The 16,551-nt window shown below is 45.7% G+C and carries 11 protein-coding genes; 3 read left to right on the plus strand and 8 right to left on the minus strand.

Features of this window, described 5'->3' with window-relative positions:
- Positions 1–24: 24 nt before the first annotated feature.
- From NO992_RS13955 to NO992_RS13985, 7 genes are all read right to left on the minus strand, one after another.
- Positions 25–603, minus strand: coding sequence for a hypothetical protein (locus NO992_RS13955; protein WP_371378086.1), 579 nt, complete (start codon positions 601–603; stop codon positions 25–27).
- Between the two features lie 931 nt (positions 604–1,534).
- Positions 1,535–2,227 carry a UTRA domain-containing protein gene (locus NO992_RS13960; RefSeq protein WP_371378089.1) on the minus strand — a complete coding sequence of 231 codons (693 nt, stop codon included), beginning with the start codon at positions 2,225–2,227 and terminating at the stop codon, positions 1,535–1,537.
- Between the two features lie 92 nt (positions 2,228–2,319).
- Positions 2,320–2,868, minus strand: a complete 549-nt coding sequence (locus NO992_RS13965; RefSeq protein WP_371378093.1) for an HD domain-containing protein — start codon at positions 2,866–2,868, stop codon at positions 2,320–2,322.
- The gene (locus NO992_RS13970; protein ID WP_371378096.1) at positions 2,865–4,283 is read right to left on the minus strand and encodes an FAD-dependent oxidoreductase; all 1,419 of its coding nucleotides are present in this window, start codon (positions 4,281–4,283) and stop codon (positions 2,865–2,867) included. The genes NO992_RS13965 and NO992_RS13970 overlap by 4 nt, the downstream gene beginning before the upstream one ends.
- The gene (phnX, locus tag NO992_RS13975; protein ID WP_010368672.1) at positions 4,283–5,092 is read right to left on the minus strand and encodes a phosphonoacetaldehyde hydrolase; all 810 of its coding nucleotides are present in this window, start codon (positions 5,090–5,092) and stop codon (positions 4,283–4,285) included. Before phnX ends, NO992_RS13970 begins: the two co-directional genes overlap by 1 nt.
- Before the next feature lie 17 nt (positions 5,093–5,109).
- Positions 5,110–6,456, minus strand: coding sequence for a DUF5690 family protein (locus NO992_RS13980; RefSeq protein WP_371378099.1), 1,347 nt, complete (start codon positions 6,454–6,456; stop codon positions 5,110–5,112).
- A gap of 85 nt (positions 6,457–6,541) precedes the next feature.
- Positions 6,542–9,337, minus strand: coding sequence for a TonB-dependent receptor (locus NO992_RS13985; protein WP_371378102.1), 2,796 nt, complete (start codon positions 9,335–9,337; stop codon positions 6,542–6,544).
- A 243-nt stretch (positions 9,338–9,580) separates the two neighbouring features.
- On the opposite strand from NO992_RS13985, the gene NO992_RS13990 reads away from it, so the two are divergent.
- Together NO992_RS13990 and NO992_RS13995 are read left to right on the plus strand one after the other, a co-directional pair.
- A complete protein-coding gene (locus tag NO992_RS13990; RefSeq protein WP_010605810.1) occupies positions 9,581–10,795 on the plus strand; it encodes a sodium:proton antiporter in 1,215 nt (404 codons plus the stop codon).
- A 175-nt stretch (positions 10,796–10,970) separates the two neighbouring features.
- Positions 10,971–12,635 carry an alkaline phosphatase gene (locus tag NO992_RS13995; protein ID WP_130164879.1) on the plus strand — a complete coding sequence of 555 codons (1,665 nt, stop codon included), beginning with the start codon at positions 10,971–10,973 and terminating at the stop codon, positions 12,633–12,635.
- 29 nt (positions 12,636–12,664) lie between these two features.
- Here the strand turns inward: NO992_RS13995 and NO992_RS14000 are convergent, their stop codons facing one another.
- On the minus strand, positions 12,665–15,658 hold the full coding sequence (locus tag NO992_RS14000) for an EAL domain-containing protein (RefSeq protein WP_371378105.1): 2,994 nt from the start codon (positions 15,656–15,658) through the stop codon (positions 12,665–12,667).
- Positions 15,659–16,087: 429 nt separating this feature from the next.
- On the opposite strand from NO992_RS14000, the gene mraZ reads away from it, so the two are divergent.
- Complete coding sequence (mraZ, locus tag NO992_RS14005) at positions 16,088–16,546, plus strand: division/cell wall cluster transcriptional repressor MraZ (protein WP_010368661.1); 459 nt, start codon at positions 16,088–16,090, stop codon at positions 16,544–16,546.
- The last annotated feature ends 5 nt before the right edge of the window (positions 16,547–16,551 follow it).

Below are 16,551 nucleotides of genomic sequence, written 5' to 3' on the forward strand. Positions count from 1 at the left end.
CAGCCTGCTGTAGTATTCAATGAATTACGTAAAGCAGCTTAATTTAGCGAGTGGTGCACTTCGGAGTTGAATTCGCGAGTGAATGATTAGTGAGTCTTCAAAGGTTTTCGCGGTAGCCCACTCTAACCCAGCCTTTTTGAGTAGCGTGTTAACTTTGGTTCTTAGGTTCGTTGGCTGCTTGTTTATGCCGCCCTTCACTTCACGTTCGCTCATTGCAAACTCTTTAAGACGGTCATTTAATAGCGCAGGAGCGTATTCACTAAATCCCCTGTAAGTGTTTAGGTTATGTCTATACTTTGCTGGTAATTCTTGCTTTTCGTACCAATCGAGATAATGTTCAAGCGACTGACAAAACACTTCTGGCACTTCGATAATACGGTCTTTTTTGTTGCGGCTATATGCTGCTGGGAAAACCCACTTGCGATACACTTCACCCTTGTCATTCATCAACTGGTGAAGCCTTAATAAATTATGCTCTGTTAGCGACAAAGGAACGTAGGCAAGCTGGCTTATTAAATACCTATCTTTGAGCGCATATTTGCCCGTACAAGCCGTATTTATCAGCGAATCTATGTCGCTATCTACGAATATCTGCCTTAACATTTATTTAATTGCATAACCTAAATATTTATTAATGCAATATAGATTAGACCACAATTGCGTAATGACAAGGAGGTTAAGTCAGTAAATCAAGGGGAGTATTGGAATAGTCCTTTGGAGTGCAAAGGCTTCACCAGCCTTTGCAATTTGATAGATCAGATTCAATTGAACAATGTTTCTAGCAGCTCTCGAATCAACCAAGAAACAAATCCTTGTTTCACGCCTTTTTGAAAGTCATTTTCCGTGGTTGTGTTGTCACTAGGTTTATTTTTTTGGGTCATATTAAGACTCCTATATTTATTTTTATATGATCCTAGCGCCACCAATTCATTTCAGCTTAAGCCACACGATTGCCACCAACGAAGCTTATGTTGGACATAGTATTAATTGAGAAAGAGTATGGATTTCACGCAGAAAAATACCGCAATTCTTTAGTAAGACAGCAGTAAAAATACAAAAACGAGATTGGTTTTCTAGGAGTGAATGAAACGACTTAATAGTTATAGTTCTTGTCGGTTCATAATTACATTATAAAAGTAATGAGAATTATTTGTAATAAGGTGTTGTCGTTGCACACTTGAGTATTCCACCACTAACTCGCATTTAGACGTAGAATATAGAATTAATGAAGGTGTTTTTGACGCGGCAGTAGCTCTGGAAAGGTTGTCGTGCTAAAACACGACCTACGGGCTACACTCTCAACAATCATCGCTATGGCGTTATGGAGGCGATATTCAATATGATGATTGTGTCGCACCTCGCGACGATATATGCGGAAAAGTTGTCGTGCTAAAGCACGACCTACGGGGTACACTCTCAACAATCATCGCTATGCCGTCATGGAGCTGATATTCAATATAATGATTGTATCGCACCATGCGACGGTATATGCGGAAAGGTTGTCGTGCTAAAGCACGACCTACGTGTATAAGAGTTACACGCCTTCAACAATCATCTCTATGGCGTCATGGAGCCAATATTCAATATTGTAATCCACCAGTGCTTGCTCGGCGTCATAGCGGGCGCGCAGTACCTTTAAACAAGGTGCGCCGCTGTTCTTTTCTAATTTTTCGGCAACGTTATCGGGTAGTACGGTGACGCTTATTACACATTGTTCAAAGCTGATTTCAACTTGGTAATGAGTCGACATCACCTCTGTGATTGAGCCATCCAATGGTTGGTTGTGCAAGTTGGCAAAACGTTCGGCTGCACAATAGATCTGTTCCATCATCATTGCGCGGCCATCTAACGCGCGTACTCGAGTTAATTCATATACAGGCTGGCCGTTAAAATGAGAGTGGCTAAACTCAGGCTCTGTGGAAGGGGCATTAATTGCCACTACTTGAGTTGTTGGTGTAAAGCCTTGTTCAATGGCAAGGTGGTTAAAGTTCACTTTTTTAGCTGGATGCCATTTGAGTTTTTCGGGGGTGACAAACCAGCCGCGACGCTTTTGGCTAAAGATAAGTCCTTCGGCTTCTAGTCGTGCTAGGGCTTCACGGACGGTGATCCGTGTTGAGCTAAATGTTTCTTGCAGCGCACGCTCTGAAGGCAACTTGGCACCGGGCGTCATGCTGCCAGCGGCGAGCAGCGCTTGGATATGGTTTCGAATACGTTGATAAAGCAGCATAATTGAGTCGATAAAACCTTTTGTGACAAGCTTACTATCGTTTTATGACAGGATAAATATTTATAATTTGAGACTTGTAAACTCAGATTGGCCTAATTCGCCAAGTAGGCTTCTATTTGGCTAAACCAATAGCTACTCGGCAAAACGGCTAAACTCGGATCTTTCCCTAAATCATCAAAACGACGCAGCGCGATAATGGCGTCCAATTCAGGCAGCTTGGAGAATGCGGTAAGTTCTTCGGGGCTCATCTTTCCGCCTTGTCTTGCTAGAGTCAGTTGGCTGGCAGAAGAGAGGGTTTGGTAATACTCCTCATCAATACTGACGAGATAGCGTTTCGCATCTACGTGTTTGCGCACCAATATTGTCACCGCGGGGTCAAAACCAAGTTGAGTTAAGTGATCTGCTCCTAAATCACCATGATTGCTATATCCTTGCGGGGTAAAGTCGGGATTATGCTGAGACTGAGCAACAAAATGGCCAATATCATGTACAAATGCGGCGATTTGGGTCGCTTGATCATAACCATTTTCTTTCGCTAGGGTGGCGCATTGCTCGGCATGGTAAATTTGGCTGCATGCCTCGTCATAGGTGGCATGACCATATTGCTCGAATAGCTGTTTTATTTGTGCGATGGCATTCACTTTATATACTCCTGCTTTACGTTCGAGTCTAATTTCGCTGCGCTGCCACTAAGCTTGCTTAGCCAAACATCGAGTTTATGCGGTGGCGTATTGTTATCCTCTGCGCTTTCTTTACGGCGAATGGCATTTCTCACCATCAAGGCCCCCGCGGTGCGAAATGGCTCGACGGGAAACTGTTTAAGCGTTTGGTTGACCAAGGCGCAATGACGCCAGTCGTTATGTTGATTAAGCAGTAGACTCGCTAAGATTTGTCCACCTAAATAGGATTGCACCACGCCGTTGCCCGAGTAGCCACTGCCATAAAACACATTAGCTTGACCATTTAAATGACCAAAGAAAGGCATACCAGAGACACTTCGGTCTGAGGGGCCGGTCCAGGTTCTTTCTATCTCGAGCTGGTGGTGTGCAAAGAAATGGCTAAATGAGCGTTCAAGAATGGCTTGATAACGGCTGGCGCGGTGAAAGGAGTCTCTCACTCGGTTATTGAAACTAAAATAATTTCCACCTTTGCCAAGCATTAATCGACCGCTTGAGGTGGTGCGGTAGTAATTCACAAAAATGCGTGCATCAATCACCGGAGCACCGTGGTTCAGCCTCATTGCTTCAAGCTTTTCACGTGCCGGTGTGGTGATCGCCATATCGCTCGAAACCAACACTACGCTGCGAGAAAATTGCGGTAATAAGCTTGGCAGCCAAGCGTTAACGGCAAATACCAGCTGATTGGCTCTGATCTCGCCTTTGTCTGTGGTGATGGTTAGCGTGTCTTGGCCTTGGTGCTTTAAGTAGCGGGTGTGTTCAAATACCTTGACCCCAAGGGTTCTTGCCACCTTCATCAGTCCACGCACAAGCTTGGCGGGTTGAACACTACCCCCGTGGGGGGAGTAAATTCCAGCAAGGTTGGCATTAGAGCCGGTTGCTTGTAACTGCGCTTTAGTTAGTGTTTGCCACGCATTAAGCTGGTGTTGCTCGAGTAGGGTGGTAATGGGGCCAAAGGCATTACGCTGGCTGAGATTTGAAGCCGTATAGTAAGTACCATCAACGCGGCAGTCACATTCAATCCCGTGTTTATTGGTAAAGGCTTTAATGTCATGAACGGCCTGCTCTGACTGACGCACTAAAAAGCAGGCTTGTTCTAAGCCAAACTCTTTAATTAAGCTGGCAAACTTAGTCGACCATGTCAGCATAGCTCCGCCATTTCGACCTGAAGCACCTTGTCCACAGAGGTCTTTTTCAATAATGGCAATATTCAGCTCAGGTTTTTGCTTTTTCAGCGTTATGGCTGTCCAAAGGCCAGTAAAGCCGCCACCTATGATACAAACTTGGGTATCCAACGCGCCATGAGGCGGCGCGCTGGCTGCGGCTTTAATATCGGCTTGAGTGATTGCTTCATCAAACCAAAAAGGCTGAAAGCGCATTACGGGCGCTCTCCACGGGCGATACGAGCAGAAATATCCACCAAAACCATTTCGATGTCCGCTAGTGAATCAATCACATAGTGCGCACCGGCTTCGCCAAGCTGCTGATAAGCACTCAGTGAGTGTGCACTTTGCTCTTCGTGACCGAGTGCCGTCCATTCTTCTTCGCTAAGCCCCACCGCATTACCCGTTAAAGCAAGTCCAACTGTCCACATGCCGGCATTTAATCCCTCGCTTATTCCCGGCGCGGAGTCATCGACTTTTACGCACCCAGACACGCGATTAATCCCAAGTCTTTGCACGTTTTCTAACGCCATCCAAGGGCCTGGGCGAGAGCCTGCCGCACATTCATCACTGGCAACCACACAATCTGGCTGATAACCATAATCGGCAGCGGCAGGCACTAATACGTCCATCACAGGCTTGGGATACCCAGAGCAACTACCAATCTTAACGCCTTGTTGTTGCAAGCGTTTGATCACCGCAAGCACGCCCGGAATGGGGGCAGCTCGGTCGGCGACTTTTGCTTGTTGGAGCGGCATAAAGGTTTGATAAATATGATCAACATCTGCCGTACTCGGTGCCTGACCAAATTGCGTTATCCAGCGGGTGCGCACGCTCTCCATTTGTAGCAAGGTATTAATGTGATCCCATTTACCCATTCCCATCGGACCGCGCGCTTCAGCCAAGGAAATATCAAATTGATACGCTTGCTTAAATGCTTCAACAAAAATACTGGTGGGGGCAATCGAACCATAGTCGACCACAGTACCTGCCCAATCCAAAATTAACGCTTCAATGTGTTTCATGTTGTTATGACTCCTAGCTAGGAAATATGTGATGAAAGTGCCGTGGCGCGTACTTGCGTTGACGCCTTACGTGGTCGCTTTAATTTCACGGCAAAATAAATAATTGAACTCACTACGAGGGTGCTTGCGATAAACGCGACCCAATAGCAGGCCATGGTAAAAAAGTGCAGCCAGCTGAGCTCAGGTGTGGCAAAAGTTTTATAGAGCAAAATGCCCACTGAGCCGATGTAGCCCGCCGAATCCGCCAGATAAATCAAAAAACCGGCGTTCGCAGTCGATCCAACCGCTGAGATCATGCGGTCAAACAAAAAGCAGTTATAGGGGATATAACTGATATAAAGACCAGCCCCCAGCAGCACCATCCAAGTTTTAGGATCGAGACTTTGGGTTTGGTATAAATAGGTGCTGCCAGCCAGTAGTAAAGCCCCAAGTAAGATAAAGCCATGGTTGGCAAAAAATGCGATGCGGTTATTTTTAATTAACACCAAAGCGGCAAGCGCAATGAGCACGATAAAGGCGATGCGGATCCCGGCATAAGCAAAAATCGCGGGTTCTTGCCCATAACCTAAGGCCTGCCAGATCTCGGCTGAGAAGTTATCTCTAAAGTCACGAAAGCCAGTAAAGAGTAAAAAGCTAAGCACCAGTACGGTTATTCCAAACCAATACTGTTTAAAAAACGCCAACCGGGCTTTGCCATCCATTGGCGCGCGCTTTTGTCGTAATTGTTCATCTTCTTGTGTAGGTTCAGGAATACTATTAAGGCAAGCTACGCTAAGTACAAGCAGCGGCAGAAAAATCGCTCCGGTTGCCGCTGGCATCCACAGTTCAGGCACATTGAGTTCACTCACCAGCCATTTGCCCACGGTTCTGACCAATCCAGAGGCAAGAATAAAAGTCACGCTGAGTACCGCACCTAAGATTTCGGTGGTTTTACGACCTTCTAAAAAGCTAAAAACCAAACCCCAGATCATGCCAAGGGAGAGGCCATTGGCAAACAGCCAAACCAAATTCCAGCCCGTGGGAGTGATGGCAAATAGCACCAGTGCGAGCTCGGCGGCTAAAATCATGGCCAAAATCGCACGACCGCGATAATGATGCTGCATTTCAGCAATCACTTTAACGCCGATAAATTTCGCGCATAGGTAGCCAAACACTTGCGAAAGGATCAGGGCAATTTTAAAGCTAACAACCCAGCTCGGGTCATCAAAGGCTTCATAGGTATTGACCGAAAATGGCTTACGAAAGGCGTACATACAAAAGTAAGTCATAAACGCACTGGTCGCGGCAAATAGCACAAAGCCGATACCTTGGGCGTCTTTTAGCCAGCGCGGGCGGGCGTTAAATAGGGTGATCTGCAACATCATAGGATCCTCGGTAATTCGAGGGCAATCCTTCGTGGATTGCCCGTCAACCGGTGTATACCAATCGGCTTAATCAAGTGAATTGGTATTAAAATTGGTAGTTAATGCCGACCATGCCGCGGATACCATAGTATTCCACCTGTAATGGACGACCTTCCTCACCTTGGTAGTACTGCAATGCTTCATTGGTGAGGTTACTCAGCTCTAGGTAAACTAACGTTTGTTCGTTAAGTTGGTATGACGTTGTAAAGTCGACGCTGGTATTGGCACCATAGTAGCTATCCGACTGGCTATCACCGCCGTGCTCTTCGATATAAGCACCTTTATGATTAAGTGCTATTCGAGCTGCAAAGCGGGTGTCGTCGTAATACAGCGTAAAGTTGTAAAGCTCATTGGCCTGACGTGGAATGGCAACCTTTTCTGTGCGCTCTGGAATTTGCATTTCAGAATCCATAAAGGTTGCATTGGTCATTACCCCAAAGTTGCTCAAACTGTCAGAAATAAAACCAAGGTCGCGGTTAAATGCCAGCTCAATACCCGCAAGCCAAGCGCTATCGCCGTTTTCAGGACGGATGATGGTCACGCCTTGCTTGTTGTTGTAATTGCCAACGCTGGTGGCTTGGAAGATTGGGTCTTGGATATCTTTGTAGAATACCCCCGCAGAGACCAAACCAACGCGGTCAAAGTAATGTTCCACCATCAAGTCGAGATTATTTGAGTAGGTAGGGTCGAGCGCTGGGTTTCCTGAATTAAGCTGGTTGTCCTGCTCAAGGTAAGTTGCGCCTGGTGTTAACGAGCCAAAGTCAGGACGGGCAAAGGTGCGAGTGAGTGCGAGGCGATAATTGGTATCGTTATTGGCACGATAGGTAACATGTAGTGCAGGTAATATTGACCAATAATCATTGCTGTTGGTGGTATCAACAACTTTGTCTTCGTCGGCTAAATAAGTGTAACCAGACACTTCGGTATCGGTGCGGGTAACGCGTAAGCCACCTAATACTTCCCAGTTGTCACTGGCTTGGTAAGTTGCCATACCGTAGAGCGAGGTGTGGGTTTCTTCAACATCGAAGTTTCTGCCCAGCGCTCCACCATTGCTGATGAGTGCTGATTCACCCGCATCTAGCTTGAACTTATTGCGATTTTGCGTCCAAAACTGAGCAAGAGCATCGGTGGAAGCCACCTGCGACAACTGCGTGCGATAATCAAACTTGGCTTCGCTTAAGTAATCGCTGCGACCAGGTTGATCGCTTAGAGCAAAGTCTGCAAGCGTTGGCGCTGCGCCAAATTGTTCGCTGTCCCACGCGTAAAACTCATCGGCAAAGTCAGCTTTACGGACTTTATCGCGGTATTTTGCCCCAAACTTAACGGCTAGCTGGTTATTGTATTGCCAGTCAAAGTCGGCATTGGCTACCAGTCTGTCTTTTTCGTTGACGTAGACTTTGTATAGCTCAACCCAAGACAAACCCATTTTGCTTGGATCGAGTGTAAAGCCCGAGGGGAAGTGATTGCTAATGGCGTTCCAAGGGTCACTGCCGCCGTCTACTTGGTTGTAGGCATAATTTTTACCGGTATCGCGGTCTTCAAGTCCAACATATCCAACCTCTTTTTGATCAAAACGGGCGACAAAATAGCTATTGTCTTCACTGTTGGGTTTGTCGCCATAGCGAAACTCATTTTCGTAGGTCGCTAGTTGCCAAGAGAGCGTCTTATCAAAGCCAAAGTCATGTTCACCTGCAATTTCAAAGCCTTGCATTTCGGTGATGAGTTCGTTGCGAATATGCTGCAGCTCAGCACGGTCTTTATCAAAACGCAGCCTGTGCTTATAGTGGGTTTCATCGTCAATCAGTGTGCCATACAGCGCGCTGGCGCTGAGCGTGCCGTTTTCAAGTTGATATTCCAGTGAGCCATTTAAGCCATAAGTTTCACGGGTTCCCGTATAATCACGCAGCTCTAAACGGTAAATGCCTAAGCTATCGTTACCACGACGTGGCTCATAGTTATCGGTTGCCCAATCTCGCTGCCAAGCTGTGGCATTAATGATAAAACCTAGCTTGTCGTCGAGTAGACGGTCGCCGTACACTACATTGGCAGAATAGTTTGTGCCATCGGCCAGTTCGTTTTGGCCCACAGCAAAGTTGGTTTTGAGGATAAAATCATCAGCGCCTTTTTTGGTCACGAAATTAACATTACCGCCAATCGCATCACCTTCCATGTCAGGGGTGATAGCCTTAGACACTTCCACAAATTCAATCAATTCGCTTGGAAAAAAGTCGAACGCAGTGGCGCGGCTGGTGGTTTCCTCTTCTGCGGTTGGAAGGCGGTTACCGTTGATGCTGGCTGAGCTCCATTGTGACGGTAAACCACGCACTGCAACAAAACGGCCTTCACCTTGGTCACGCTCTATCGACACACCTGGAATACGTTGCACAGCTTCAGCGGCATTTCTATCTGGTAACTTACCAATCCCATCAGCAGAAATGATACTTTTGATATTACTGGCATTTTTTTGGTTATTTGCTGCTGCCATTTCGCCACGGAAGATTTGCCCAACCGTGACTACTTCTTCCATCGCTTGTTGGTGGTTTAATAAGATTGGAGACAAGGTAGTGACTTTGCCATCAGTTACTTCCACCTGAAGTTCAGTTTCCTGATAACCCATATATTTCACGACTAGGGTGTAGCGACCGGCATCCAGTTTTGGTAGTTCAAAGCGACCACGATAATCAGATACTGTGGATACATCTTGGCCTTTTACTGAGATAACAGCGCCAGACAGATTACTTTGTGGGTCTTTTACAACACCAACGAGTTTACCTGTCGCAGCATATAAGCTGGGACTGGTGGCGAGTAACACGGCAGCAGCGATTTGGGTTAGTTTTTTCATTGCTCTTTTCTCAAAAGTTTGGGTTAAGTTTTCTGGTCTAGTCCAGTTTGTTGCAGATAGAGTAATGACGGTTTTTTACATTCCGATGACACAAAGGTGAAAAATTAACTAGCGCCTACTGCTCTTTGTTGTTTAATTCGTTTTATAGGAGATAGGTGGATGTTGCTAGATGTTTGGCTTAACTGAATAAGATTTGTCATACTCGCGTTATCAGCGGCAGGTTTTCAGTAAAGGAATGGCAACGTGATTTATGCTTTGATTGCGGCGATTGGACTTTCTCTTTTTATCTATAGCATCACAGCTCGACAATTAGATAGGGCGGAGCTCACTGCACCTATGTGGTTTGTGCTAACGGGCGGGGCGATAGGCTTTGTGCTTGGTAATATTGAAGGGGGGCAACAAGCTTTAGCAGTAGATATTAATGGCCTACAAACTTGGTTGCCGATTATTGAGCTAACGCTTGCGATTTATTTATTTTCCGATGCTGCAAAAACGCGATTACGGGTGTTATCTCACAGCTTCCAGTTACCGGTTAAGTTGTTACTCGGGCTGCCATTAACTATGGTATTTGGCGCTTGGGTGGCCCATGAGCTGTTCCAGTTATCTTGGTTGGCTTGCTTTTTAATTGCGGTGATCATCACCCCAACCGATGCTACTTTATGCAAAACCTTCATTCAGGATAAGTCTGTGCCCACCAGATTACGTGAGGCAATTAATGTGGAAAGTGGCTTGAATGATGGCCTGTGTATTCCGGTATTTCTGTTTTTACTGGGCGTATTAGCTGAGCGAATGCAAGCGACGACTGAATCATTTGCTTGGATTTTTATACGTGAAGTAGGGATTGCACTCGTTGTCGCGGGGTTACTGACTGGGGTGATCATTTGGTTACTTAAACGCGCCTATCAACATCATTACTTTGCGTCTAAAACCAGCCCTTTTCTCTTTGTTGGTATCGCTTTTTTAGTTTTCTCGGTAACTCAAGCTTTGCATGGCAGTGGCTTTATTGCTGCATTTGTCAGCGGTTTGCTGTTTGATAAATATTATCGTGATGAGTTTAAAGATCAGCTTATCGAAGAAGGGGAGCATCTCGCCGAATTTGCGGCTTTTATGATCTGGATTGTGTTTGGTTTGTCGGCCAGTGTAGTGCTGCTAAATGTTACCCAATGGCAGGTTTGGGTGTACGCAGTGTTAGCAACTGCCATGTTTAGATTGATCCCGGTATTCCTCTGTTTGTTAGGTGGTGCACTGACAACCAAAGAGCGCTTTACGTTAGCTTGGTTTGGCCCCAAGGGATTGGCTTCGGTGGTGCTAACCTTAATGCTACTTAGCGAAGAGTTGCCAAATGGTTTGCAAATTACTCAAGTGGCAATGGCAACGGTGCTGTTGAGCATTTTTGTGTTTGGATTATCTAGTCGACCCATTTCTAAATTATTTACCAGTGCTTCTGGTCGAGAGTGATTACTCTAAATCACAATTGGTATAGCGTATGATTTCGTATCTGAATTGTACTGTTATATTGTAACTTGTTGTGAAATAAAATATTTTTTGTCACTTTGCTGAAATAAAAAAGTCATGTAACGCGCCTAGACTGTGCCCGCCTTACAGACAAATATTACGTTTCAGGAACAGTACAATGAATAAAAAGTTACTTACAGTTGCTATCTCTGCAATTCTACTCACCGCGTGTGATGACGATACAAAAACCGTTGAGGTGATCAAAGAAGTCGAAGTCATCAAAGAAGTACCAGTGCAAGAAGTGACACAAGTAAAAAATGTGATCCTTATGATCGGTGACGGTATGGGACCACAGCAAGTTGGCTTACTTGAAGAGTATGCTCAGCGCGCGCCAAACTCAACTTATAAAAACAAAGGCAATCAAACTGCGCTTTCTAAACTTGCTGCGGGTGGTCATTTAGGCCTTTCCATGAACGCACCACATGGCGCAACTGGCAGTCTAGTGACTGACTCTGCTTGTTCGGCAACTCAATTAGCAACCGGCCTTGCTGCAGGCTCAGAAATGATAGGCCTTGATGCCGATGGCAATAAAGTAGCGACTATCTTAGAAAAAGCCAAAGCCGCGGGTAAAGCGACGGGTCTTGTTTCAGATACACGTATTACGCATGCGACGCCAGCAGCATTTGCTGCTCATATGCCGCACCGTTCATACGAAGCTGAAATCGCTGAGCAATTAGTTCGCTCTGGCAGTGTTGACGTGATGTTATCTGGTGGCGCTCGCGTATTTGTACCAAAGAGCACGTCTGACAATGCTGAAGTAAAAGCACAACTTGACGCACTTGGCATGCCTAGTAGCGTATATAAAAGTTCAAAGCGTGGAGATGAAACTAACCTAGTTGTTGAAGCAAAAGAGCAACATGGTTATGGCCTTGCTTTTGATAAAGCACAATTAAGCAGTTTTGAAGGCGAAAAAGTACTAGGTCTATTCGCAAACTCTGGTATGAGTGACGCAATTGCTTACAAAGCTTGTCAACAAAGCAACAGCTGTACTCAGCCTTCATTAAAAGAAATGACGGTGAAAGCGCTTGATATCTTGTCAAAAGATGAAGATGGCTTTTTCTTGATGATTGAAGGTGGTCAAATTGACTGGGCGGGTCACGCAAACGATGCAGGTTGGATGCTAAACGAGCTGCTTAAATTTGATGAAGCCGTTGAAGCTGTTCATGAGTGGGTAAAAGACCGTAACGATACGCTAGTCGTTGTGACTGCGGACCATGAAACGGGTAGTTTTGGCTTTAGTTATTCAAAGCATGAGCGTCCTGAAGCACAAACGCTGTCTGGCGATGGTATGTATGTAAATGGTGTTGCTAAAGAATATCATCCTAAATTTAACTTTGGTCCACTTGCGCAACTAGACAAGCTCTACGCGCAAACAGGCACCTTCTTCGATATTCTTGCTGAAGCTGCGCCTGATGAAGCCTATGAGAATGTATCGGGTCCAACTTGGAAAGCGACCATTGAAGATATGACGGCTTACACGGTGACGCTAGATAATGCAGAGAAGGTTGGTCAAAGTGTCTATGACGATAAAGATGCAACGATGATCCCTGCGTTTGAGGACTTCGGTGACTTCTACGTATACGCCAAAGAAGACTACACTGGAAAAATCGCTCGCGCGATTGCCTCAGAGCAAAGCGTAGTGTGGGGTACTGGTACGCATACGGCTGCGCCAGTACCGGTTTATACTTTCGGTCCTGCGGGCGTAACTAAGCAGTTCTCAACCATGCAGCACCATGTGGATGTTGCAAACAAAATGATGACTGCACTTGGTTTAACTGAATAAACCAAGCACCTAGATTTAAGTAACTTCAGTTAAGCCACAGCAATGTGGCTTTTTTCCGTCATTAAGGTCAGAAACTCGCGTTGTGGTAGCGGTTTTGAATAGTAATAACCTTGACCAAAATCACATCCAGCCTGTTTTAATAGCTGATGCTGGGTCGCAGTCTCAACCCCTTCAGCGATGACTTTTAAGCCAAGGCGGTGGGCCATCAAAATAATGGTTTCACACAGGGTTAAATCGTCTGCATTGGTTGCGATGCCATCGACGAAGCGCTTATCAATTTTCACAAAGTGACAATCTAATTGTTTTAGATACGCAAGTGACGAGTAACCCGTGCCAAAGTCATCTAACGCAAATTGAAAGCCTTGCTGCTTTAACCGTTCAACTCGTTGTTTAGTGCGGCTATCATTGTGCATCATCATTCCCTCCGTAACTTCTAAAACCACGTGCTCAGCGGGGATCGCAAGCGTCGTGAGTTTGTCACTCCAGCTTGCTAAGGTGCAATTTTTAGCGGCAAATTGGACCGGTGACACATTGATGCTAATTTGTGTTGCATGGCCTAAGTGCTGTAGTTGCGTCAACGTGTCAACAGACTGCGCAAAGGCTAAATCTCCAATATGATGAATGAGCTGGGTTTCTTCGGCTAACGGAATAAACTCAGCGGGACTCACCATGCCTTGCTCTGGGTGTCGCCAGCGGATCAAGGCCTCGGCTTTGGCGACGCGATTGTCGTCAAGTGACACGATTGGCTGGTAGTGCATTTCAAATTGATTGTTATGCAGTGCAGTGCGAATACCTTTGAGCATTTGCATTCTAGATTCCGCGACTTTGCGTAAGGTATCGTCAAAAATCACATAGCCATTGCGACCTTGTTGCTTTGCTCGATACATTGCTTGATCGGCGGCCTTTAATAGGGCTTCTGCACCATTACCATCTGTTGGTGCGGTGGCAATCCCCATACTTGCCGTGATATGGCACTGCTCATCTTTGATCTCAAATGGTTGTTTGAGTGCAGATTGGATCTGGGAGGCCAATGCTTTGCATGTTGTTTTGTGTTCATCATCTTCCAACACAAAGACAAACTCATCACCTCCAATGCGGGATAAAAACGCATGCGGAGCTATACTCTTTAAACGTTGTGCGACTAACTTTAATAGTAAGTCGCCGTAATAATGGCCTAAAGTGTCGTTAATATCCTTGAAGTTGTCGAGATCGAGTAACAGCACGGCGGTTTGTTGTTGTCCGCTGGCAACCTGCTTTTTTAAGTGCTTTTTAAGTCCTACACGGTTGTGAAGATCGGTTAATTCATCAAAATGTGCTTGTTTCCAGATCAGCGCATCTTTACGCTTAACTTCGGTAATATCGGTGAAGATCGCGACGCGGCGATAGATCTCACGGTTGCTATCATAAACGCTATCAATAGTTAGCCATTCGGTGTAGAGCTCGCCATTTTTCTTACGGTTGACAATCTCACCTTGCCAACGGCCATGTTCGTTAAGCTGCTGCCACATTAACTCGTAAAAGCTACGGTCGTGTTGACCCGATCCTAACATGGCAGTGGACTTACCTAGCACCTCTGAGCGTGAGTAACCAGTTACACGCGTAAAGGCGAGGTTGACGTCCAAGATAAAGCCATTGGCATCCGTGATGATCATGCACTCACTACTATTGTTGTACACCAATGCTGCAAGGTTTAATGCCTCTTCTTGATGCTTACGTTGGCTAATATCGCGGAAAATCAACAACGCCTGAGGATGGGATTCAATGGCGCACAGGCGACATTCAACCACTTGATTGCTGGTTGGAGAAAACTCGAGTTGCACATAGGTTTTATCGTTTAGCAGAGCAAGTTCTGCTCGGATCCGCTTATAGATATGTTCTGGGAGTAACTCTCTCAGCGTTTGTGCCTTATCGGTATAATCACCATAGCGAGATAAGATCTGAGCCTGCTGATCTAAGCGCACATAGCTATCGGGGAGTGCATTAATCAAGGCTTTTACAACGGCAAGTCTATGATTTGCATTGTCTTCAGCGGCAAGGCGTGTTTGCGCCATATGAGCAAAGCGCTCGGCGATATGCTCAAATTCGCTAGGGACTTTGGCTGCGTTAAAACGAGAATCTTGTTTACCTGACTCAAGTGCTGCAATAGCATCCTTTAGTGCGCTTAGCGGTTTTAAAAGTTGTTGCTTTAGTTGCCAATGGGTTTGCCAAAACAAAATGCACACAAGCACAAAGAAGATCCCTAAAAAGAGTGCAAAACGCTTATCTATACTGCTCAACTGGGACTCAAAGTCGAAACTAAAGTAGATTTGTAACGCTCGGTTGCTGTTATTGAGTGATTGCTTTACATACACCAAGCGATTGCCTTCTGGGGTGTTTAGTAGTGTCGCCTGTGTGCTTAAATTGCTTGGCCAAGAGCTGCTAACAGCACGGCCAAGTTCTGCATTTGCTGCTGGATATTGCGCAATGATTTGCGCTTTAGCATCGGCAATCATTACCCGAGTACCTACAGGAAGGGGCAGCTTTGCAAGGGTCTGGCTCCAATGCGTTAAGCCTTTTACCGCAACAAGCATAAATAAAAATTGTTGCTGATCATCGTAAATTGGTAGCGCGAAGTTGACCGTTGCACGCTGCATGCTGCGGTCAATTTGATACTCACCAATACTGAACTGGGCAGTGCGTATTGCGGTTTTAAAGTAACCACGATCGGCGATATTGATCTCGCGTTGATCTGCTTGATGCGTCGTACAAAGTACGTTCCCTTGTGCGTCAACTATGCCAAGGTTAGCTAGGTTGGGGCTGAGCAGCATCGCGTGATAAAGCAGCGGCGGGCACTTACCGTGCTCTACCGTAAGATGATCAATACGGGTCGACAGTTGCTGTAAGACTTGTTCTGTATCTGCGAGCTCTACCTGCTGGATCGCCGCAACTTGTTTGGCATAATGCAGCGCCTGTTGTGACTGTTGTGTTAATGCCTGCTGACGTTGCTCACATAATAGAATTAAAATAATGATCAGACATGGCAAGCACAGTAGAACGAGTAAGCGATAAAATCGAAACTGTATTGAAGATTTCAGAATAATCCCACCTATGGAGCTGATCAGAGAGCGCGAATGATACCGAATCGAGTAGGGACAACCAAGCAAATTTGCATAAATAATTCAGCTGCAAAAGCATCCTTAAGCAAGGGTTAACAAATGGAATTTTTAATTTCTAATTTGAAAGTATGACGTGATTATCTGGCCAAAAAAAATGGCATTTTTTCATCTCTCCACTTTTTTCCACAAAATTCATGATCTTCCACAAATCCCGCGATTTTTCTGGCTTTCAAAGGCGTTAAAGGTACCGACTGAGCTTGACAAAAGTGCTTGTCAAGCCCTAGACTGTTCTTCTGTGGTAAAAAGTGGGTTTTAGTGGATCAAACTGGATCAACCAACTTAGAAATAGGATCACGCATGTTTCGAGGTGCAAGTTCGCTAGCTTTGGATGACAAAGGGCGTTTTGCGGTACCGACTAAGTACCGTCAACCGCTGCTGTCCGAAGATCAGGGAACTGTTATTTGTACTATTGCGATCAACGAACCGTGCTTGTGGCTCTACCCACTCTCCGAATGGCTAGAAATTGAGACCAAACTAAGTCGCATCTCTAATACCAATCCCAGAGTGAGACGCTGGCAGCGGATGTTGCTAGGTCATGCTACAGAATACCAACTAGACAAGAATGGCCGGATTTTATTGGCGCCTTCATTGCGATCCCATGCGCAATTAGGCAAAAAGATCATGCTAGTTGGGTTACTCAATAAATTTGAAATTTGGGACGAAGAACGCTGGTATCAGCAAATGCAGGCAGATACCGAAATTGAACACTCAGGAAACTTTGAGGAAAGCCCTGAACTGGAAAACTTTTCCTTGTAGGGGTA

Source organism: Pseudoalteromonas sp. DY56-GL79, assembly GCF_041414765.1.
Classification (GTDB): domain Bacteria; phylum Pseudomonadota; class Gammaproteobacteria; order Enterobacterales; family Alteromonadaceae; genus Pseudoalteromonas; species Pseudoalteromonas piscicida.